We start from the raw sequence: 21,198 nt of genomic DNA on the forward strand, positions 1-21,198 counted from the left end.
TTTATACCAATTCTCTAAAGTGAATCTCTGGCGAACCCTGCCCCGTCAAGAACTAAAGTTCTTGGCTCAGAACAAAAACCTGTTTTAACAGGTTCGACCGGAGTAGGCGTTAGCTTACTTGCGCGATGAGCCAGGGATTTCAATCTCTAGCGATTTTAGGGAATTGGGATAAGTCCTGATGATTCTAGCTACTGCTATAATATAAGAATAATTAACGAGACTGACGCAATCTTTTGCGTTTGGGAATGACATTATCAGGAATATCCCAATATTTTGATGATTGCATCATGTTATAGTGCAAAATTTTCTCATCTTGTTGACTAAGTATGTAGGTTTTTAATGCTTGGGAATTCAGTTCCATGGCTTTAATAATTTCACAGCCTAGGGATTTAGCCAAAAAGGGAATAACCGCGTTGCCAATCTCTCTAAAACCATGCCAAATAGTATGATGAAAACGAAACCAATCGGGAAAAGTATGTAACCTTGCGGCTTCCCTCACAGTAATACACCGAGGAACACCATAATGAATCGGTCTAGGGGCTGTATAGGCCCCTTTATCTCGGGTAGTTCCCGCCCTCAAGGTATTACATTGGCCATGGGCAGATAATTTAAAAAATCGGCTGATGGATTCTACCGTTCCGGAAGGGGTTGCTTGAAAGCGATCAATGGATTTTTGACTATGGTTTGATCCGATGTGGCCATAAACGAAGGGAGAAATTTGTCGCTGATGGCACAAATTAAATTCGCCGCTGGGCTGGAGGGCAAAGCTTTTTCTAAAGCCGGAATAATCTAATTGTGTGGCTTGAATACCTTGGTCATATTTTCGATAGGGATAGTGTGTGATTAGATCACCAATGGCTTGTTCACAGGTTGGTATTGAATTTATTTCTAAATGGGTTTTTTGAGGATAAAGGGCTGGATTTACGTCGAGTCTGGAGCCGATGAGAATGAGTCGTTTTCGATTTTGGGGCGCACCGTAATGAGATGCATTTAAAATTGCAATGGGTTTTTGGATTGAATAACCGATTTTTTCAAATGCGATGATTAATTCCGCTAAAAATTTTTGATGTTGACCAGAGGCAATGCCAGGAACATTTTCAAAGAGAAAATATTTAGGTTTGAGCGATTTAATGAGTCGCAGGTATTGAAAAACGAGGGAGTTTCTGGGATCATCTAGTTGCCTTTTGCCCATGTGGGAGAAGCCTTGGCAGGGGGGCCCCCCTGCAATGAGATCAATTTCGCCATCAAATCCTTTACTGCTTAACGCCCGTAGCAAATCCTGAGGATTTAACTCAGCAATATCTTTGCAAATACTTGCGCCGTAGGGAAAATTAAAATGGTGTACAAGGCTATGAATGGCATCAAATTCGACAGCGGCGGCAATATCAAATCCAGCAGCTTCTAAACCGAGGGACATTCCACCACATCCGGCAAACAGATCGATGGCTATGGGTCGTTTCATCATTTTAACGGATTGTTATATTTGGGCTAAAGGGTGCGTTGTCTGTAAGGTGGATCAGATGGATTCACGATCCAAAAGAGTAGCTCACGGCTGATGCACCCTCTTAAATCAGACACAGCAGAATGTTGATTTTAATCGGTGATGGGTCAGCCGACATTAAAACCCGGTTGCCCGTGGGGGCGAACAGTTGCCGCCTCTACTCGATGACGTTGTTGTCCCACAACAATTTATCAAGCAGGAAATTATCGAGGTTTTCAAAACTAGAGGCATAGGTGATCGTTGGGGTTTCGTAGCCTTTGAGGGATACGGTGTATTCGGTAAATCGCTGCTGGGCGCGACCTAGACCGGCGAGATAGTTATAGGTGGTTTCCCCAAGGGCGATGTCGTGCTTGATCTGTTTGGTGCAGGATTCTAAACGAAAAGCGGCGTTCACGGTATCACCAATGGCGGTGTAGTCGGGGCGATCGCCCGTCCCCGTATTGCCCACCATCGCATAGCCGGTATTAATCCCCACACCAATGCGCAGGGGGAAAGGGAGCGTGTAGTGGTTGCCCAAATCGGCGGTCATTTTGTTGAGATCGCTCACCGCTTGGAAAATTTGGATCACCTCATCCTTGGCGATCGCCTGCTCTCCATGGAACCAAATCGACATCACCGCATCGCCAATATATTTATCCACCCAACTGCCGGAATCGCGAATAATTTTGCCCGCCTGGCGAAACCAATCGCCAATCAACTGGGAAAGAATTTTTTCATCAATTTTGCGCGTTAACACCGTGAAGTTGCGAATATCCACCACCAACACCGACATCAGACGGCGGACATGGAGGACAGAAGTTTGGGTATCTTTTTCCCCCAGCACGGCCGGCTCCTCTTCCCCTGGGTTGAAAAAGTGGAGTTCGCTTTGGCCAAAGGTGACGCGATCGCTATGGGTCAGCACCATCGGCACATTCACCCGCCGCCCATTGATAAACGTACCGTTGCGACTGCCTAAATCAATCAGATAAAAAATCCCCGTTTCGGTATATTGCAACATCGCATGGTTGCGGGAAATCCAGCGATCGGGGATCACAAAATGGTTTTCTGCGCCACGGCCTACCGTCCAATGGTTGCGCCCGACCAAGGGGAGATAGCGTTTTCCATTGGCAGTGCGCAACAGTAGATAGGGAATAACTCCCGAAGGCATACAGAAAATCTCGCTAGGCAACGTTGGGGGATTTAACTGTATTTTAGGGGGGGATTTGCAAAATGCCACGGCCTGATTTTTTCACCCCGCCCGTCAAAGCACCAAATACACCGAAGCCCAAAAAATACCATCCACCAGTAAGGTACTCAACACCGCGCCACTAAATACCCAAGTGGCGGGACTGTTGGTTTTGAGGGGAAGGCAACCGATCAGCAGGAGGAGCGTCACCAGCGTTGCGGCACAACCCAGGCCCCAAGGGGTTTCCATTTTAGCCACGGCTTCCCGCAATAGGATGGAAATATTCTCCGGCGGAGCGTTGATCGCCTGTCGCCAGTAAGGGATCAAATCCGTGAGGTAAAAATAGCCATCGGTGATCGCCGTTCCCACCAGGGAACCGAGGTAAAAGCTATGGCCGACTTTGCCCACGCCGGTATAGAGGCCCCAGAGGGCGAGGGGGAGGGCCAGGGCTTCAATGGGCAAATGGAGTAATGGCTCACTGCGCCACCAACCCCAATAGAGCGAACCCGCCAGCCAACTCCAGCTAAACCCCTGTAATAAATCCCCCCACCACCGTTGGGGATAGCGATAACCCAGCCACACCCCCGCCAACCAGAGCAGCAGCGTACAACCTAAGCTCACCCAGGGAAAACTCCGCACCAGGGGGGCTTGGAGAAACACCGGGATCGAAACGAGGAAGCAAGCCCAACCAAAGGCGGGCCAAGGTCTGCGGCGGGTAGGAGCGGGAGATTCAACCTCAACGCCTAAAAAAAACCAAGTCAGTTCAAACAAGGGTGTGGCCGGTTCGTTGCAAATCTTTACCTTAATTAAGATAACATGTTTTTATCCGACCGATTCAAAGGGGCAATGGTTTTTACCCCTTACCCCATCAACTTTTAGAGCATATCCCCCCTAGGGGCAGTCATTCATAATTGCCAAACTGGAAAAACTGGTGCATCCCAAGAGAATCGCCAATTGTGCAAAGCCTCCCCCTCTAGGGGCGTTGGCGTAAGCCTGCTGGAGGCACAAAAATTTTTCGCCCCCACACCAAACGCAGCCCCTATGGATAATGCAGTTCTACGGGTGCATGGAGGTAGTAGCCCTCCAGCAGTTCAGCACTTGGTTCTGCCACGTCACGAAATAATGACAGAAATAATTGGGAGTTTGACAGCCTTGTTTGTGTAGAACAGGCATAAAAGGCAATTCATTAATACCTGTGCTCTACTATATCACTCAATCGCCATCAAGGCTTTTGTACTCCGCTATCAAGGCTTTTGTACTCCCTGATGTACTTAAACGGAAAAGGGATCACCGTACTCTGCCCTGTACGGACAAAATCAACATCCATCGTTGGCAAAATTTCTCGAAATACCAATTTTGAGCCATTCACTGCAACAATTTTACGAATATGACAGGCATCTTTGAAAGAAAATTTCACATTATTACGCTTATCTCCAACAAAATAATATGCTTCTGTTTCTGTCTCACCAAAATACTTAATGTTCAGCGATGCATCGAACAAGTCATCTTTACTTTGATTATCCTGTGGAAATTTCAATCGAACATAATATTTAGTCAAAAGAAAGTCAATAAAAGACTTAGCTTCTGTTGTGATATTGGCATCTTTACCTTGCCTCTTTGTTCCTAAATTTTGAGCAATTAATGACTTCAACTCACTCTTTGAAAGGGTTTGCTTCCCGATCTTGTGAAGTTGTGATGAAAAGGCTTTCAGCTTATCAGAATTAAGCTTTGGGTTTTCTTGAGAAAATTCTTCTACTACTTCAGCTAAAATTTCTCCAGATTGCATGTTTTCAGGAAGATCAGTTTCAAGTTCTTGAAGAATGGATTCAATTTCATGAAGATTAGGAAGACTAATTTCATCAGTGCGAAAAATAAGGTTAATATCATTTTCCTCTGAAACAATAAGTCCTTCAAAAGTAAGATTACGTTCGTCTTGTTTTTTTTCATAGATTAAATCAACATAATGCTGATATTGTTGATGCCCAAAGAGTGATGTTCCATCCAACTCTCGAAATTCAAACTGGCCATCAGGCATAATTTCCATAAAAATAAACTTGTTTTCCTCTTCATGACATGTTACAAAAGTCCAATTCTTAAGAGACTTTAGTTTACTCCAATCAAACAAGCTTAACTTTTTTAAACCAATATCACGTTTAATGAGTAATTCTTTAACAATGGTTTTAACGATAGCATCAGTTGCGATCACTATTGACTCAACAGTAATATGTTGGCGTTGGAACTCATGGGTTGATAAAAGATATTCATCTTCACATCCCATTTTTTCATAATACAGAGCATTATGAATGATTCGGAAATTAAGAGATCCTGCTTTATCTCGTTTTCCTATGGTAATAAGTTTGCTGTCTGTAATGTATTGGGCAAGGGAGTCTTTCAGTGAACTTATCAGTTTTACTGATTCTTCACTATTAACTCTGTCAACTATCCGGATCGGTTGGTTATCGAGTTGTACATATAATTGACTTGGGTTCTTCAGTAGAGAATTTTTGAGTTCAATTATATGCTCAGGATCTCGTGACAACAACTCAACTTTCATATACTTTGATAAGCGATTCTTGATATTATTGAGAACAGAATGTAATATGCCAGCACGACTTTTTTGGAAAGTATCAACGCTACCAAAATCAAGAAATGGGATTGACGCTCTTTTGTTTTGCAACCCTGATTGAACATAGACTAATTTTTTATCAATATTGCCATCACGAGGCAAACGTCTCCGGAGACTGCCAGTGGATTCTTGAAAAATATAGTTTGGTCCACTAAGAGAATTTTGCAGAGCTTTTCTCCGTTTTTCATCAGTTGTCTTTTTTAGCTCAGAAAGAACAGCAACTTCCTTGCGATAGCGAACAATACTAACATTAAGCAAATAATCAGAATTGATCACGATTTTTGCCACATCAAGATAGTCTTTGGGTTTGATATCAGGTACAAGCAGCAATGAGCCAGTGAGGTTACAGTAGTGATATTGAGCAAATCTTGAGCGTGATGAAGAAAGTGAGTTTAAAAGAATTTGAGCAAGCCATGCTTCACAAATACAGTCAGCAGTACCATGTTGTGAAGCTTTTGGAAGCACCTCAGTTACGATACTTTCATTAAATTTATCATCAGATTTGATACGAGAAACAAAGTTATATACACCCACTTGCTCTATTTGTTTTTTCTTGAACATTGCATAGGCATATTTCCCATACTGAAACATTACAGCATCTGCTTGATAATCTTCACCTATTAAACTATCTAATTGTTCAGCTCCTCGCCAATTACCTTTACGATCAGTTCGCACGAAACGAATAAATACAAAGTCTTTTTGAATGGCATCAATTTCAAAATTAATTTTTAGCTTGTTTGTATGAATACTCATGTGCAAAACTCCTTGAGAAGAAATGTTATTACGTTATTATCGATATTACCATTTTGGCAGAGATATGGAATTTCGATAACTCGTTCATTTGAAATTACAGGGAAAAAATTTGTATTTTGAGTTCCAAGTATGTTGACGATGAACACTCTGGAAGCATTAATACGTTCCATTTTCTCATGAATTTTTTTAAGTGATTTTTCAGCATCAACAGCAACATGATCATTCCAGAGTTTAAAGTCAACATAGCTACCTTGATCTGTTTTAAAATCAAAACATTCAAATTCCTCCACACTTAATTCTGAAAGCTTTATGTTTAAAAAATACTCAAAGATATGCTTTCCACTGACTTCACCCAATACTCCTTTATAAATATTGTTGAACATCGGTGGTGTCAAAATATGTTTAGATTTTGGAAAACTTGTTGCCCATCCAGATTTCGTAAATAGATCGCGTAATATTTTGATTTCCATTAATTCAGCAAGACGGGCTGAACGCTCACTAACTTCTTTTTCACCATACTCTTCAGAGAAGAAGATTTCTATATCTCTGTAGTCATTTTGTTCGGAGTAACGATATGAACATGAAGATTCTGGCAATTCAACATAAATGTTTCCCCAGTTTGTGTTATATGAATCTGTTTCTGAAACTGCTGGTTGACGAAGTACCTGTTCTCGAAGAGCTTGCCATTCTGCCACAGTTTCTGGTGTCCAAGGAGTTTTCAATTGTCGCTGGATATACGCCGTTGTCCGATTACTCCGTGATGATGCGCGATTTTGTGCTTCAATCCACTGATCAGCTTGTTCTGTATATTTCCCCGCAGATTCGAGAAGAGTATCATATTCATGAACTGTAATAACATCCTCCGGTAGAGAAACACGAGCAAGATGTTTTTGGATTGATGCATCAGCAAGAATATGAATAGTTTGAGCTTTCATATTTGTCCGGCATATTCGCCCTACAGCCTGAATGATTATTTTATTCACGAAACGCGCATAAGCATCAGTTTGATACAGATTACTATAATCTTCAGCACTTCGGTTGTACCTCTGTCTTCCAACATAACGAAAAAAAGCTTCATTCAGTTTGTTTTTGAAAATCCTGGGAGAAATAGCACCATTTTCAACAAAAAACTCTAACTGAAAAATATATTTTATGAAGCTTTGATTGTCAATGTCATTGTCATAGATATTTACAAGAAGATTCGTTGGACGATCAAGGTATATCCCGTTAATATCCATTTCAATTCGTTTTGGAAATTTATTAATATGTATAGGATTTAAAGATTGAGGAATCGGGTATTGGATGTTTTGACCTGATCCGATAGTTTGATAAGTAGAAATGATAAATCTGCGTTTTCCCTGTGCTAGTTCATGAGTTAGTTTTTCCTTATTTTCTTCAAACTGTTCGCTGCTGAGTACGACGACTATATCTGTTATGTCTTCGTTCGCTACATCACTCGTTTTCTCTACTAAGAGACTTGCATACTCGTGAAAAACATTTAGATCGAACAAGGAATCTCCACATTTAGGAAATTTATTAAAAAGAGAGAGAAATGCGTGACAGTCCCGATGTTCTAAAAAATATTTCCACGCAGTTAAAGTACGAACATATCGACAAAAAACATTCTCAATGCGGGATTTTTCCAAATTAGTGTATTGCAGTTTATTCCAGAGGGCTTGTGCTGCTTCTTGATCATCAAGAAGATGCTCAAGTTCATCAATAGCCTGTTGATGACAGTCAATTTTACAAAATACTGTGTTAATTGAGATACTATCATAACCCTCAATTGACTGATTATATGCATCTTTTAGTCTGTCAAGAGTTTTGCCTGTTAATCGCACAAATGTACTATCTAATTGTGCTTTCAAATACTCAAGATCGTAGTTTCCAATGTTGGTATAGAGTCCCGCAGTGGCAGAGATGCCAACAACCATTGCCTTAGAACACACGTTAACCAAAAACGATTCTGGTGTTTGGTTAAAGTTATACATATAAATTTTTGACAATGTATCGTGCTCATTGCTATCAACAATGTCATAATAACGAAAACCGTTGTCGTAGAAGCTTTGACGTTCAAGAGTGCTTTTTTCTGATCCTATGCCATAAGGCATATTGCCTTCCATAATGTTTTTTGTTAAAAATGCCACATTTTCACTATCAAGACGAAAATGATTGAGGACAGTTCGTATTGCCAACTCAAGGGGAAAAGTTTCTCGTATTAATTCATTTTCTTGTTTTAAATGACAATAATTATGGGCTAGATAGCCAATTCCTCTTTGAAAATAGCTCAAAAAACCTGAGATTTCGTTGAGTAGTGAACGAATATCTACACCAACTTTTTGGGATTTAGGCTCAACAGCCGTTATCCAATTTGAGCAATTTTCTAAGTCAGCAATAATTCTGATCGACTTATGGTGAGCATCCAGAACAGAATGAAACTGATAGTCATAGAACAGGAAATTTCTTTTCTTCGTTGAAAAATCTTCATGTGACTTGCATGTATGCTGAAGATTATACCTACTGAATATTGCTGTTGCTTTTTCACGAAGTTCATCAATTATTTGTGGTAGTGATGGCCAATTTTTTTTAGAAGTGGTTTGAGCATTCTTACGCCACATTGATTCTTTGATTAATCCTTGAGGGCACTCACTTTGTACAAGATGATTATGAATACTTAAAAATAAATTAAGAAGATCTATGCGATGTTGTAACCCTGAGTCAATGATATTCTTGAGGACAGTATCTTTAGTTGTATCAAATTCATCAATAAAAATAAGAGAATTTTTGATCAGACGGTCACATACGTGTAAATGATACGAACGCTCAATAAGTGTTGTATTCTTCAGAAAAAATTTATCCATACTCAAAAACAAAACTGTGCGTTCATCAGTAAATACAGCAGGATAAAGCTTTCCAATCCATTGATAATGCGGATCATCCTTGATTGCACTTAATCGCTCTTTTTTTGTTTTGAACTTATCTAGAGAATCTGTGATCGATTTCCGAAACTCAGGCTCAATTTGTTTTCTGATTTCAGATTTAAGAGATAATTGAACTTCTTTAGGGAGTTTATTTTTTGGGTTTGAGAGTGTTTGAATATAAGATTGAAGTTTGGAATACGTTGGATTTTTGAATTGCTCAGGAATTTCACTACTAACACTCAGTAAATTTTGTTTAATTGCATCAAGGTTAGAATCGATGAATAGAACATGTTGATCAAATTCTTCTTCTTTTTGATTCGCAATAAATCGTTCTTTAAGATCCTGAATTGGCAAATTCTTTTTTAAATTTGTTATAAAAAGAATTTTTCGATTTTGCGCAGCAAATTCTTCATAGTGTTCATAAATAAAATTAAGAACGCTGTGTGTTTTTCCAAATCCGGTTGGCATACTTAATAATAGCAGCCCTGATTTTAATTCGCCACAACAGTATTCGCTAAGTACTTTTTTCATGTTTTTGGATTTTTACCTCGGCTTCTCAATGTTTATTCAATATTGAAGTTAAGGTATAGGTTAAAGACTATACTAGGTTATCACAAAAACACTCATGAATTGCCATTGCAGAGGGAATTTTCATAAAGAAAAGATTAAGAAAAAATATATCGTAGGTTGGGGTTCCCCTTCTCCTCAGCTTGGTAGAAAGGGCTAAGAGATATAAAGCAGAAGCGGCTGCCCTTGGGTTAGGTAAACTTGCCTAACTTAAGCTACACCTCTTGCCAACTGACGACTTGTTGCTTGTTCCCCCCCCCTTCTTAAAAAATTTGCTAAAATCGGCCAAATTCATTGCCGTCCCCCCATGACCCAGCCCGTTCTTGATGTGCGCCATCTCTGCATTCAGTTTCCCAGCAGCACGACAACAACAGTAGCGGTCGATGACATTAGCTTTACCCTGCCTCGGGGCCAAACCTTGGGGATTGTGGGGGAATCGGGTTCGGGTAAATCGGTGACAGCTTTGGCAATTTTGGGGTTGATTCCTGCGCCGGGGCAGATTACTGAGGGGGAAATTTGGTTTTGTGAAAGTGAGGGTGAGCCGGTGGATTTGGTGAGGTTGCCGGAGGAGCAGCGCCGTCTCTATCGGGGTAAAGCGGTGGCGATGATTTTTCAAGACCCGATGAGTTCCCTCAATCCGGTGTTTACGATTGGTTTTCAATTGACGGAGGCGATTCGTTTGCATCAGCAGGTGGGGAAATCTGAGGCGCGACGACGGGCGATCGCCGCCCTTCAGGAAGTCCGGCTTTTACCCCAGGATGACGCGCTCCAAGCCCAAGCCACAGAGATGGCAACCCATGATTGGGGACGGATGCAATGGGTGAATGCACAGAAGCGGGAGATTTTAGAGCGTTATCCCCATGAGTTATCGGGGGGACAACAGCAGCGGGTGATGATTGCAATGGCGATCGCCTGTAATCCCACCCTTTTAATTGCCGATGAACCCACCACGGCCTTAGATGTCACGGTGCAGGCCAGTATTTTGCAACTGTTGGCGGATTTATGCCGCTCCCGTCAAATGTCTTTGGTGTTTATTACCCACGATTTAGGCGTGATTGCGGAGGTGGCGGATCAGGTGGCGGTGATGTATCGGGGGAAAATTGTTGAGTGCGATCGCGTCCAGACCCTTTTCCAACAACCCCTACACCCCTACACCCAAGGGTTGCTGGCCTGTCGCCCCCGCCTCGATGTTTCCCAAAGCTATCTGCCCACCGTGGCGGATTTCCTGGCGGGGAAGGTAGATCGCAGCACTGAGGTGATCAACGAACCCACACCCCCCGTGGAGCCTCTCGCCCGCCAGCCCCTGCTCCGGGTGGAAAACCTCACCGTGGGCTTTCCCATTAAGGGCGTACTGGGTTGGGAACGCCGCTATTTTATGGCGGTAAATGATCTTTCCTTTGAGGTTTACGCAGGGGAAACCTTAGGGTTAGTGGGGGAATCCGGTTGTGGTAAATCGACCTTAGCCCTAACCCTATTGCGCCTCACGCCGGAACTGGCCGGTAGTATTTATTTTGATGGCCAAAATATCACCCACGCTCAAGGCGCGGCCCTGAAAGCCCTCCGCCACCAAATGCAAATCGTCTTTCAAAACCCGTACAATTCCCTCAATCCCCGTATGGCGGTGGGGAAGGCGATTATGGAGCCGTTACAGATCCATGGCCAGGGGAAAACAAAGGCGGATTATCGCAATCGGGCCGCCTATCTGTTGGAGCGGGTGGGACTGGATCCGGGGATGATGAACCGCTTTCCCCATGAGTTTTCCGGGGGGCAGCGGCAACGGATTTGTATTGCCCGCGCTTTAGCCCTCAATCCCCGCTTTATTATCTGCGATGAATCGGTTTCGGCGTTGGATGTGTCGGTACAGGCTCAGGTGTTGAACCTATTGAAGGAGTTACAGCGGGAATTTGGCTTGACGTATATTTTTATTTCCCATGATTTAAGCGTGGTCAAGTTTATGAGCGATCGCATCATGGTGATGAATAAGGGCAAAATCGAAGAAATTGATCGCGCCGACCAAATCTACACCAACCCCCAAACCGACTACACCAAACAACTGATCGCCGCCATCCCGGCAGGCCTATAAAAAAAACCCCTTTTTTAAGGGGGTTAAATTTCAGAACCTTTTAAGGGGGTTAAATTTCAGAACCCCCCCTTTTTAAGGGGGGGCAGGGGGGGATCTCGCTTCGTTTCCATACCAGGATCCCCCCGGCTACGCCGACCCCCTTAATAAGGGGGTTGAATTAACCCCCCCTTTTTAAGGGGGGCAGGGGGGGATTCTACACCAACACCGGCTCCGGCAACGGCCAACGCTCCACCGCTTTACCAATGACTGCCAACTCCGTCATCAACCGCTCAAACCGCTCCGGCGTGAGAGATTGGGGGCCATCGGAGAGGGCTTTAGCCGGGTTGGGGTGGACTTCAATCATTAACGAATCTGTCCCCGCCGCAATACAGGCTTTGGCCATTGCCGGGACATATTCCCAGCGACCCGTGCCATGGCTGGGGTCGAGCATGATCGGTAGGTGGGTGAGCGATCGCAGCACCGGCACAACGGCAATATCCAACGTGTTCCGGGTATAGGAGCGGTCGAACGTCCGCAAACCCCGTTCACAGAGAATTACATTGGGATTCCCCGCCGCCAGAATATATTCCGCCGCCATCAGCCATTCATCAATCGTGGAGGACATCCCCCGCTTGATCAGCACCGGCTTATCCTGCGCCCCCACCTTTTTCAAGAGGGCAAAATTTTGCATATTTCGCGCTCCCACCTGGAGCACATCCGCCACTTCCGCCACCTTCTCCACATCGGCGGTATCCATCACTTCCGTGATAATGCCCAACCCAGAAGCATCCCGGGCCGCCGCTAACAGGCCTAAAGCACTTTCGCCATGGCCTTGGAAAGCATAGGGAGAGGTACGGGGCTTATAGGCCCCACCCCGGAGGAACTTCGCACCAGAGGCTTTCACCGCCTGGGCTGTGGCAATGATCATCTCTTCATTTTCCACAGAACAGGGGCCAGCCACAACCACAACAGGGTGATGCTCACCAAAGGCCACCTTACCGCTGGGGGTACTGACCCAAACTTCACTGGCTTCGCCGTGGCGGTACTCGCGGCTCGCCCGCTTGTAGGGCCGTTCCACCCGCAACACCGTTTCAATCCATTCGCTACGCTCTTGAAGCTGTTGCTCATCCAAATCAGCGGTATCTCCCACGAGGCCAATCACCACCTTATGTTTTCCGACAATCCGCTCCGGCGTTAAGCCCCAGGCTTCAAAATCTTCACAAAGGCGATCCACTTCAGCTTCCGGTGAACCCACACGCATCACAACAATCATGATGTAATCCTTCCTGTATTACTTGCAAATAAGAGAACAGTTAAAGCCTATTGTGGCATTGCTGCGGGGCAAACAGGCTGTGATATTGCTTTACAATCGCAGGGGGCGATCGCCCCGCTCCACGATGTTAAGAGAGATCCGGGTTCTGCTTGGCCGCCTTCGCCGTGCGCCGGGCCTCCCGCAGGGCCTCAAACAGACGCTTACCATTGAGGGTAAATTCCTGCCAACCGAACCAGCCCCCCACTCGGTCTTCATCCCATGACGTAGACAAAATGCCATAGCTCAAACCCACCACACCAGAGCCAAACAGCCCCAAGGTTGCCACAAACACCCCATAGGGGGGAACATCAAACCAACCATGGCTGACCACCCAATAAAAGATAAAAAAGCTCAAAATTCCCAAGCCAGAGGGAACGCCACAAAACAAAGCCATGCGCCGAATCATCCGCCGACTGACAACATCAGGAATGGCAGAGAGGGAGGCAGCTTCCCGACTGGCGGCACTGACTTGAGGGGGATTCGGGGCGGGGCGTTTAGCTTTTTTATCCCGCTTTTTGCGCGGTTCAAAGGGCAGATTTGTGCGGGAGGATTCTTCAGGCATGATCCAACAGATAAAGGTTAGCGACGGATGCCCAAACGGCCGATCAAGGCTTGATAGTGAGCATAGTCATGGGTTTGGATATAGTTCAGCAACCGCCGCCGTTGGCCAATCAGTTTGAGCAGGCCCCGTCGAGAGGAATGGTCTTTTTTATTGGTTTTGAGGTGAGTGGTGAGGTTGTTGATTCGCTCCGTAAGAACCGCCACTTGGATATCCGAGGAACCTGTGTCGGTGTCGTGGGCTTGGTATTCAACAATCAGTTGTTGTTTGCGCTCTTGGGTAATGGTCATGAATTCAAGGGGATTAATCGATTGCAACAGAGATTGATCATTCTATCATCTCTCACGAGGGTAGGGGAAGATCCCCCCTGCCCCCCTTAAAAAGGGGGGTTCAAGAGTACACCCCCTTTTTAAGGGGGTCGGCGCAGCCGGGGGGATCCTGGTATGAAAACGAAGCGCGATCGCCTCCGCCCGATACAAACAGCAAAACGGTCATCGCGGGGATGACCGTCCAGGGTTTCAAGGCCCAAAGCGACTTATTTTAAGCCAGTGTTCGTGCCTTGCTTACCCGTGGCGAGTTCAACTTTGAGGATAGTTCCCCCCATTTTCATGATCCGTTGTTGTTCACGGAACCAATTATCGTAGGGTACTAACTTAGTAAAGTAGGTATTTTGTAATTCTCGCTGAGTCCGGATACGGGTTTGGCTTGGTACGCAAGCCGTCACGCGGAACATACGCATAGGTCAGTTTTCCTGCTTGTGAAAAATGTTTTTGATATGGCAAAGTCCGAGGGTTGGTCAGTCAATACTAGATTGTCAAAACTCATCTTGAGCCAGATAGACAAGCTTTTTCTCTAGCACTCACTGACTAACCACCCGAACTGTTGTCATCAATCGGAACAAGTCCCGACGCTGTTGTTAGCTCAAGCCAGAGCAGATGTAGTCGAAGTACACGCCCATTTCTTTGCCAGCATCAGCACCGACCAAGCTAGCGGTGACTTCTTTCATGGCTTGGATGGCTTGCACGGTGGCAGCCACGGGTACACCTAAGGAGTTGTAGGTTTCTTTCAAACCGTTGAGCACGCGCTCATCGAGGATGGAAGGATCGCCAGCCAACATCGCATAGGTGGAATAGCGGAGGTAGTAGTCCAAGTCGCGGATGCAAGCAGCATAACGACGGGTGGTGTACATGTTACCACCGGGACGGGTGATGTCAGAGTACAGCAGGGACTTAGCCACAGCTTCTTTAACGATTCCGGCGGCGTTGGCGCTGATTACGCTAGCGGCGCGGACACGGAGTTGACCGCTTTGGAAATAGCCTTTGAGCTTTTCTAAAGCAGAGTTGTCAAGGTACTTGCCTTGAACGTCAGCAGAGTTGATAACAGCGGTAATTGCGTCTTGCATCGTTTTTTCCTAGGTCTGGATCGATTAAGTTATAGAGTCTTTCACAAGCAATGGAGCGGGAGCTAGGGGTTTGAGACCGCCAGCGAGTCACCCGTTCTACTGCATTGCACCGACAACATAGTCGAAATAGGTCGAAGCTTCAGCAGCATCATCCGCAGACATCATTCCGGAAGCAACTTCCTTCATTTTGTTAACGCTCAGTGCAACGGCTTCAATGGGGGTTCCCAAGGAGCGGTACATTTCACGAACTCCAACCAGACCGATTTCTTCGATGGGGGTGACATCACCAGCAACCACACCGTAGGTGATCAGGCGCAGGTAGTAGTCCATGTCCCGCAGGCAGGTGGCGGTCATTTCCTCGCCGTAAGCGTTTCCACCGGGGGAAACTACGTCAGGGCGCTGTTGGAACAGTTTGTCCCCAGCTTCTTTGACGATGCGCTCGCGGGATTCGGTGAGGGTCTGAGCGATGCGCAGACGGGTTTCACCACTGGTAACGAAGGCTTTGATGCGGTCTAGCTCACCGGGGCTGAGGTAGCGAGCTTCTGCATCGGCATTCACGATGGATTTCGTGACGATACTCATTCTCTAGGATTCCTCCAAAAAAGTTTAACCAGGTTTAATGCTTAAACTGGTGTTTATAAAATAGGCGAGGTTCTGCGACGGAATCGACAGGAACCTTACCGGATTCATTTTGCGGCATGGCGTTGACGTTCGTTGTTAATCGTTAATATTTTGTAACGTTTTGCTCATTTTTGAGGATCAGGGGCGGATTTATTGGGGAAATCGCTCGATAATGCCGCCACCGAGGAGGCGATCGCCCTCATACAGCACCGCTGCTTGCCCTGGGGTGATGCCAAATTGCGGTTCATCAAAGACGAGTTTGATCCGGTCATCCCCAAGGGGGATCACTGTAACAGGGACGGCGGGGGAGCGGTAGCGCACCCGGCCAAAGCATTGGAAGGGGGCAGTGGGGGCGGGGATGGAGACCCAATTAAGGCGAGTAACGGTGCATTCCGGCTCGGTGGCTTCTTCCCGGCTGCCGACGATAACACGATTCATGACGGGATCGAGTTTCATCACATAGAGGGGGTCGGGGGCAGAAACCCCTAAACCTTTACGTTGGCCGATGGTGTAATGGTGGATGCCGCTGTGGGTTCCCAGTACCTGGCCGTCGGGGGTGACGATTTCCCCCTGTTTGGGGGTGATGTGTTGATCGAGAAAGGTTTGCATGGAGCCATGGGCCTCGATCAGGCAAAGATCTTGGCTTTCAGGCTTTTCGGCGGTGGTGAGGTGGTATTGGTTGGCGAGGCGGCGGGTTTCTTCTTTGGTGACTTCCCCCAAGGGAAACAGGGTATGGGCCAGCATTTCCTGGGTGAGGTCGTAGAGGAAATAGGATTGGTCTTTGTTGAGGTCGAGGGCGCGGAGGAGTTGGTAGCGATCGCTCCCCGGATCATATTGAATGCGGGCATAGTGGCCGGTGGCGATGCGATCGCACCCCCATTCCGTTTGGGCATAGGTGAGCATCGGGCCAAATTTAACGGCGCGATTGCATTGGGAGCAGGGCAGGGGGGTGATTCCCGCTTCGTAGCCAGAAACGAGGTAGTTAACAATTTCCGCAGTAAACAGATCCCGACTATCAACGACGTGATAGGGGATATCCAGTTGTTCACAAATTTTCGCCGCGTCCACCATCCCTTCAGAGCAGCATTGCCCCTTACCTTTCATCAACCAAAGGGTAAGGCCAATCACCTCATAGCCTTGATGATGAAGGAGGGCAGCGGTGACTGAACTATCCACGCCCCCCGAAAGTCCGACGACTACCTTGCTCATTGTCGTTTCCTGTCAAAATTCACGGTGTTGATCTAGATACGCTGAGACGCGATCCACCCTTCATTATGGCTTATTTGTTCAGTTGGTATTTGATCCAAGCTGCGATCGCACACCCATCGCCGCTGGTGGATGCGGGATATCGAGGAGATGTAGTGACGAACCGTTGGAGGGTGGAGCAGACCTTGGGGTAGCTCAATCCCCATCACCGATTGAGTAGGAACGACAAACCGTTACCGGAAGTTGCGGAGTGAGCAATCGATGTGATGATTCACTGGATGCTGCGTTCTCTCGCTTCTTCTTAATCTTTCTTTTTCAATAGCCTTTTACCCTTATAATTTCAAGTGATAAAATTTTTGTCAAGCTGATCAGCGCCAAAGCCCTTACTGTAACGAGAGCCGCGTAGAAATTAAAAATGACGACCCGCCGAATGGGCTTTCATCGATTAGTATTAATAACAGTGATGAGAATTTAAGGAATGAAAGGTATTGTATTGGCAGGAGGCTCAGGTAGTCGTCTATACCCCATCACTTTGGGGACATCTAAACAACTGCTACCCGTCTATGATAAACCCCTGATTTACTATCCCCTATCAGTCTTAATGCTTGCTGATATTCGGGAAATCTTGGTCATTACCACCCCGCAAGATCAAGAAAGTTTTCAGCGTCTCCTCGGAAATGGGCATCAGTGGGGATTAAATCTCAGCTACGCTATTCAACCCCAACCCGAAGGATTAGCCCAAGCCTTTCTGATTGCTGAATCTTTCATTGGTGAAGATACAGTTTGTTTAGTCTTGGGGGACAACATTTTTTATGGGCAAAGCTTCAGCACACAGTTACATCGCGCCGTTAATATCACGAATAGTCAGGGTGGAGCGACCATTTTCGGCTATGCGGTCAAAGATCCCCAACGTTTTGGAGTCGTGGAATTTGATCATCAAGGGCAAGTATTATCGATTGAAGAAAAGCCTCAACATCCACGGTCTAATTATGCTGTCACCGGGCTATATTTCTATGACCATCACATCATTGACATTGCCAAGCAGATTAAACCCTCACCCCGAGGCGAACTAGAAATTACCGACGTACATCAAGTCTACCTCCAACAAGGTAGGTTACGGGTAGAGTTACTCGGTCGTGGTTTTGCTTGGCTCGATACCGGAACCCATGATAGCTTATTGGAGGCTTCCCAGTTTGTTCAAACCATTGAGCATCGCCAGGGCTTGAAAGTGGCCTGTCCAGAAGAAATTGCCTACCACAAGGGTTGGATTACTTCAGAGCAACTAGCCGTGATGGCAGATAAACTAGCCAAAAATGGCTATGGTAACTATTTATCCCAATTATTAGCAATAATTACACCATGGAAGTAATATCAACTCAATTGCCGGAAGTGAAACTGATTTCACCCAAGGTATATTACGATAACCGAGGATTTTTTGTGGAAACTTTTCAATGCGATCGCTATGCAGCCCACGGTATTGGGCCGCAGTTTGTACAAGATAATTTATCCTATTCTCGGAGAGGCATTTTACGGGGTCTGCACCTTCAGTATCCTCACCCTCAAGGAAAACTAGTCTCTGTATTGCAAGGAGAAGTCTTTGATGTGGCAGTAGATATACGAGTCGGTTCACCTAATTTTGGGCAATGGGTCGGCGAAACCCTCTCAGCAAAAAATAAACGTCAACTCTGGATACCAGAAGGATTTGCCCATGGTTTTTGTGTCATGAGTGATGCAGCATTACTTACTTATAAATGTACAAATTTTTACCACAAAGAAACGGATATGAATTTACGCTGGGATGATCCTGATATCGGTATAGCTTGGCCAATTAGCAACCCAGAGCTTTCAAATAAAGATGCCCAAGCCCCCTATCTCGCTGACATAAAATCTGCTCAACTCCCTCCCTATTACCCAAAATTTTCATGAATCAATCCTCTATTTCCGTTCTACTTGTAGGGGCTGGGGGACAATTAGGGCAGGCTTTAAAGGCAACCGCTCCCCCCCAAGTGCAAATTCAAGCCTTCAACCGTCAGCAGTTGGATATTAGCGATCGCGCAACCGTCATTGACCTAATCACTGAAGCCAAACCCAATTGGGTCATCAATGCAGCCGCTTATACGGCTGTTGATCAAGCAGAAAAGGAACCCGATTTAGCCTTTACCATCAATGGAGATGCCCCTAGTTATTTAGCACAAGCTGTGGATAAAGTGGGAGGACGCTTATTACATATTTCCACAGATTTTGTTTTTGATGGCAAAGCCTCAAGTCCCTATCAACCGGACGATATGCCTAACCCTCTCAGTGTTTATGGTGAGAGTAAACTCGCTGGAGAGCAACAAATATTGCATATCCTCGGAGAGCAGAGCCTCATTGTTCGGACTGCCTGGGTGTACAGCGTCATCAACCGCAATTTCGTGTCTACCATGCTGAGGCTGATGAAGACCCGAGATGAAGTGCGAGTGGTCGTGGATCAGGTCGGTACACCCACTGCAACCGACACTTTAGCTGAAGCTCTGTGGCAATGCATCGCTCAAGATGTACAAGGCATTTATCACTTTACTGATGCGGGTGTTGCGAGTTGGTATGATTTAGCCGTGGCAGTACAACAATATGGTTGTCAGTTAAATTTGCTGGATCGAGTTGTACCTGTGCAGCCGATTTCCACCCTGGAATTTCCCACCCTAGCCAAGCGTCCCAGCTATTCTGTATTGGATAAATCTCGTACTTGGAAGCAGCTAGCAATCACCCCTTGCCATTGGCAAGCAGCATTGTATAAAATGCTTCAAACTTTGAGCCTGATGGATCGACCATAGATCAGTCAGCAGAAAAACTCTTCTAGCTTAATTTTCTAATATTTCAAAAATCATTTTTTAGTTTTTATCAAATACAGATAGCTATCTTCATCACCAACGATACTCCCTTTAAAAGTTGCAAGCAGCGAAAGGTCAGAAGACTCTTCAATAGATAGAGGAGTATTGGCAATGAATAGAGAATTTTGACTACGGCGAGAAACTTCTTCTTGAACTCTAAATACCGCGTCTTCCATAGTAATGGGTTCACGCTTGTTATCCCATAAAACAAATGTTCCAAATTCATTGCGATTAGGATAATAGATTTCTTGATGTAGATAAGCAGGAAATGTTGCAGCCCACCAATCCGGAAAACCAGAAAGGAAAAAATCTTCTTGCACATCTTTTGTTTTAATGAACTGTGAAGCTTCTTGAGCAGTAGAAAAAGGATGGGCTAAATCTATCCCCCAGGCATAAACACCAGAAATAAAATGGCAAACCAGTAAACCTGTAATTAGTGCTTCTTTTTGTTTTTCAAAAGTAGATAATTTGAAATTGAAAAAATTAAATAATCGATCAATCTTTTGATCTAAAAATTCCCATGAAAAAAAGACTCTATAATACTTGGCAATCCATAGACACGCTATAAATACAATCCAAACATGACCATAATGGCGTGCCGATGCAGTATATTTCGTATAGTTGAAAATTAATATAGTACCTAAGGTAGAGAGATAAATCAGCAGTGTAATAGGGTTACGAATCAAACATAAAATAGAGAAGCAAAGTAATGGGAAAAATAAAGGAGCTTGCCCCCAAATACCGATAATATATTGATGCCAAAATTTCACTTTTAATGCAGGAATTGGAACAAGGGATTTGTATAAAATTGCTAGGCTAGATGCTAATCGGTTAATGTCAAAATGAAAAAGCCAACCTTGAACATTTGCACGATCAGCAGGAGCAAGAAATTGCATTTGAGCCAATGCAATGGCTATGCCTAAAATAACTATTGCCAGGTATATGATGAGTTTTGGATTGTTTCGCTGTTCCAAAATCGAACTATTTAACATTTGATTTTGAGAATTTTCTTTTTGTAACCAAGGCCAAATGATCAATTCAATACTTAAGCCTAAGAGTATTGAAAATGCGACAATTAAAGTATAAAATGAAACATTTGCCATTGCTGCTAGTGTTATCGAAATAGCAAAATAGTTGCGGCGGCGATCAGTGATTAGCTTGCAACACCAAAAGGTTAGTAGTATTCCCAGAGCATAACTGCGGCTCACTAAGGCATATTCAAAGAAAGGAAAATAGCCAAAACTAAATAAAACAATCTGAAGGCGGGTAAAAGGACTATACAAACTAACTAAATAAACAGATCCTGTTGCCAGCAGGACGTGAAAAATCTGCATGGCGATCGCATTGTTTGTAATCCGAGTTAGTCCATAAACACAGATATACCAAAGGCTAGGATGCCCATCATATCGCATTTGATAAATCAGATCTAATAGAGATTCACTTTTTTGGCCAACAAGCCAAGTATGAAGCTCATCTCGCCACATTTCATGATTTAAAATGCCTAAAAAAGCTAGGCTGAAAAAAACCAGACTAAGAATGATAGAGAATCGAACTTTATCCTTATACTGAATTTGGGAGTTCATAGGATATTCAAAAAAGTTCATAGGATATTCAAAAAAGTATGATACAAAGG

General features: G+C 44.8%; 18 protein-coding genes. 5 read left to right on the forward strand and 13 right to left on the reverse strand.

Translation table 11 applies throughout. The annotated features are described in order from the left end of the window. Positions 1 to 211: 211 nt before the first annotated feature. From VB712_RS16550 to VB712_RS16570, 5 genes are all read right to left on the reverse strand, one after another. The gene (locus VB712_RS16550) at positions 212 to 1,465 is read right to left on the reverse strand and encodes a DNA cytosine methyltransferase (RefSeq protein ID WP_416236377.1); all 1,254 of its coding nucleotides are present in this window, start codon (positions 1,463 to 1,465) and stop codon (positions 212 to 214) included. 193 nt (positions 1,466 to 1,658) lie between these two features. Then, positions 1,659 to 2,648, reverse strand: coding sequence for an adenylate/guanylate cyclase domain-containing protein (locus tag VB712_RS16555; RefSeq protein WP_323256717.1), 990 nt, complete (start codon positions 2,646 to 2,648; stop codon positions 1,659 to 1,661). Positions 2,649 to 2,741: 93 nt separating this feature from the next. Beyond that, a complete protein-coding gene (locus VB712_RS16560; RefSeq protein WP_323256719.1) occupies positions 2,742 to 3,437 on the reverse strand; it encodes a DUF3120 domain-containing protein in 696 nt (231 codons plus the stop codon). A 451-nt stretch (positions 3,438 to 3,888) separates the two neighbouring features. Next, on the reverse strand, positions 3,889 to 6,045 hold the full coding sequence (locus VB712_RS16565; RefSeq protein WP_323256721.1) for a hypothetical protein: 2,157 nt from the start codon (positions 6,043 to 6,045) through the stop codon (positions 3,889 to 3,891). Next, a complete protein-coding gene (locus VB712_RS16570) occupies positions 6,042 to 9,497 on the reverse strand; it encodes a hypothetical protein (RefSeq protein ID WP_323256722.1) in 3,456 nt (1,151 codons plus the stop codon). Before VB712_RS16570 ends, VB712_RS16565 begins: the two co-directional genes overlap by 4 nt. A gap of 343 nt (positions 9,498 to 9,840) precedes the next feature. Here VB712_RS16570 and VB712_RS16575 point away from each other — a divergent pair, with 343 nt between their 5' ends. Then, a complete protein-coding gene (locus tag VB712_RS16575; protein WP_323256724.1) occupies positions 9,841 to 11,616 on the forward strand; it encodes an ABC transporter ATP-binding protein in 1,776 nt (591 codons plus the stop codon). Positions 11,617 to 11,809: 193 nt separating this feature from the next. Here VB712_RS16575 and aroF read toward each other — a convergent pair whose 3' ends face one another. The 7 genes from aroF to mnmA form a co-directional block, all read right to left on the reverse strand. Continuing rightward, positions 11,810 to 12,868 (reverse strand): 3-deoxy-7-phosphoheptulonate synthase, encoded by a 1,059-nt coding sequence (aroF, locus tag VB712_RS16580; RefSeq protein WP_323256726.1) that lies wholly within the window; start codon positions 12,866 to 12,868, stop codon positions 11,810 to 11,812. 127 nt (positions 12,869 to 12,995) lie between these two features. Further along, on the reverse strand, positions 12,996 to 13,469 hold the full coding sequence (locus tag VB712_RS16585) for a PAM68 family protein (RefSeq protein WP_323256728.1): 474 nt from the start codon (positions 13,467 to 13,469) through the stop codon (positions 12,996 to 12,998). A gap of 17 nt (positions 13,470 to 13,486) precedes the next feature. Continuing rightward, complete coding sequence (gene rpsO / locus VB712_RS16590) at positions 13,487 to 13,756, reverse strand: 30S ribosomal protein S15 (RefSeq protein WP_323256730.1); 270 nt, start codon at positions 13,754 to 13,756, stop codon at positions 13,487 to 13,489. A gap of 245 nt (positions 13,757 to 14,001) precedes the next feature. Continuing rightward, positions 14,002 to 14,205, reverse strand: a complete 204-nt coding sequence (locus VB712_RS16595) for a phycobilisome linker polypeptide (RefSeq protein ID WP_323256732.1) — start codon at positions 14,203 to 14,205, stop codon at positions 14,002 to 14,004. Positions 14,206 to 14,382: 177 nt separating this feature from the next. After that, the gene (gene apcB / locus VB712_RS16600; RefSeq protein ID WP_323256733.1) at positions 14,383 to 14,868 is read right to left on the reverse strand and encodes an allophycocyanin subunit beta; all 486 of its coding nucleotides are present in this window, start codon (positions 14,866 to 14,868) and stop codon (positions 14,383 to 14,385) included. A 96-nt stretch (positions 14,869 to 14,964) separates the two neighbouring features. Further along, entirely contained in the window at positions 14,965 to 15,450 is a 486-nt protein-coding gene (locus tag VB712_RS16605) for an allophycocyanin (protein WP_323256735.1), read from the reverse strand. 189 nt (positions 15,451 to 15,639) lie between these two features. Beyond that, positions 15,640 to 16,698: a tRNA 2-thiouridine(34) synthase MnmA gene (mnmA, locus tag VB712_RS16610; protein ID WP_323256737.1), complete on the reverse strand. Its 1,059-nt coding sequence runs from the start codon at positions 16,696 to 16,698 to the stop codon at positions 15,640 to 15,642. A gap of 65 nt (positions 16,699 to 16,763) precedes the next feature. Here mnmA and VB712_RS16615 point away from each other — a divergent pair, with 65 nt between their 5' ends. From VB712_RS16615 to rfbD, 4 genes are all read left to right on the forward strand, one after another. Further along, on the forward strand, positions 16,764 to 16,889 hold the full coding sequence (locus tag VB712_RS16615) for a hypothetical protein (protein WP_323256739.1): 126 nt from the start codon (positions 16,764 to 16,766) through the stop codon (positions 16,887 to 16,889). Positions 16,890 to 17,173: 284 nt separating this feature from the next. Further along, positions 17,174 to 18,064, forward strand: coding sequence for a glucose-1-phosphate thymidylyltransferase RfbA (gene rfbA / locus VB712_RS16620; protein ID WP_323256741.1), 891 nt, complete (start codon positions 17,174 to 17,176; stop codon positions 18,062 to 18,064). Then, positions 18,055 to 18,621 (forward strand): dTDP-4-dehydrorhamnose 3,5-epimerase, encoded by a 567-nt coding sequence (rfbC, locus tag VB712_RS16625; protein ID WP_323256743.1) that lies wholly within the window; start codon positions 18,055 to 18,057, stop codon positions 18,619 to 18,621. The genes rfbA and rfbC overlap by 10 nt, the downstream gene beginning before the upstream one ends. Continuing rightward, positions 18,618 to 19,508, forward strand: a complete 891-nt coding sequence (gene rfbD / locus VB712_RS16630) for a dTDP-4-dehydrorhamnose reductase (protein WP_323256745.1) — start codon at positions 18,618 to 18,620, stop codon at positions 19,506 to 19,508. The genes rfbC and rfbD overlap by 4 nt, the downstream gene beginning before the upstream one ends. A gap of 50 nt (positions 19,509 to 19,558) precedes the next feature. On the opposite strand, the gene VB712_RS16635 is transcribed toward rfbD, so the two are convergent. Then, positions 19,559 to 21,169 (reverse strand): hypothetical protein, encoded by a 1,611-nt coding sequence (locus tag VB712_RS16635; RefSeq protein WP_323256747.1) that lies wholly within the window; start codon positions 21,167 to 21,169, stop codon positions 19,559 to 19,561. Positions 21,170 to 21,198: the final 29 nt, after the last annotated feature.

The sequence above is a fragment of the Spirulina sp. CCNP1310 genome, assembly GCF_034932185.1.
In the GTDB taxonomy this organism is placed as follows: domain Bacteria; phylum Cyanobacteriota; class Cyanobacteriia; order Cyanobacteriales; family Spirulinaceae; genus Spirulina.

Coding starts and splice junctions, on each gene's coding strand:
- VB712_RS16550 (WP_416236377.1), bottom strand. CDS start 1,465: ATGATGAAACGACCCATAGCCATCGATCTGTTTGCCGGATGTGGTGGA.
- VB712_RS16555 (WP_323256717.1), bottom strand. CDS start 2,648: ATGCCTTCGGGAGTTATTCCCTATCTACTGTTGCGCACTGCCAATGGA.
- VB712_RS16565 (WP_323256721.1), bottom strand. CDS start 6,045: ATGAGTATTCATACAAACAAGCTAAAAATTAATTTTGAAATTGATGCC.
- VB712_RS16570 (WP_323256722.1), bottom strand. CDS start 9,497: ATGAAAAAAGTACTTAGCGAATACTGTTGTGGCGAATTAAAATCAGGG.
- VB712_RS16575 (WP_323256724.1), top strand. CDS start 9,841: ATGACCCAGCCCGTTCTTGATGTGCGCCATCTCTGCATTCAGTTTCCC.
- aroF (WP_323256726.1), bottom strand. CDS start 12,868: ATGATTGTTGTGATGCGTGTGGGTTCACCGGAAGCTGAAGTGGATCGC.
- VB712_RS16585 (WP_323256728.1), bottom strand. CDS start 13,469: ATGCCTGAAGAATCCTCCCGCACAAATCTGCCCTTTGAACCGCGCAAA.
- rpsO (WP_323256730.1), bottom strand. CDS start 13,756: ATGACCATTACCCAAGAGCGCAAACAACAACTGATTGTTGAATACCAA.
- VB712_RS16595 (WP_323256732.1), bottom strand. CDS start 14,205: ATGCGTATGTTCCGCGTGACGGCTTGCGTACCAAGCCAAACCCGTATC.
- apcB (WP_323256733.1), bottom strand. CDS start 14,868: ATGCAAGACGCAATTACCGCTGTTATCAACTCTGCTGACGTTCAAGGC.
- VB712_RS16605 (WP_323256735.1), bottom strand. CDS start 15,450: ATGAGTATCGTCACGAAATCCATCGTGAATGCCGATGCAGAAGCTCGC.
- mnmA (WP_323256737.1), bottom strand. CDS start 16,698: ATGAGCAAGGTAGTCGTCGGACTTTCGGGGGGCGTGGATAGTTCAGTC.
- VB712_RS16615 (WP_323256739.1), top strand. CDS start 16,764: ATGGCTTATTTGTTCAGTTGGTATTTGATCCAAGCTGCGATCGCACAC.
- rfbA (WP_323256741.1), top strand. CDS start 17,174: ATGAAAGGTATTGTATTGGCAGGAGGCTCAGGTAGTCGTCTATACCCC.
- rfbC (WP_323256743.1), top strand. CDS start 18,055: ATGGAAGTAATATCAACTCAATTGCCGGAAGTGAAACTGATTTCACCC.
- rfbD (WP_323256745.1), top strand. CDS start 18,618: ATGAATCAATCCTCTATTTCCGTTCTACTTGTAGGGGCTGGGGGACAA.
- VB712_RS16635 (WP_323256747.1), bottom strand. CDS start 21,169: ATGAACTTTTTTGAATATCCTATGAACTCCCAAATTCAGTATAAGGAT.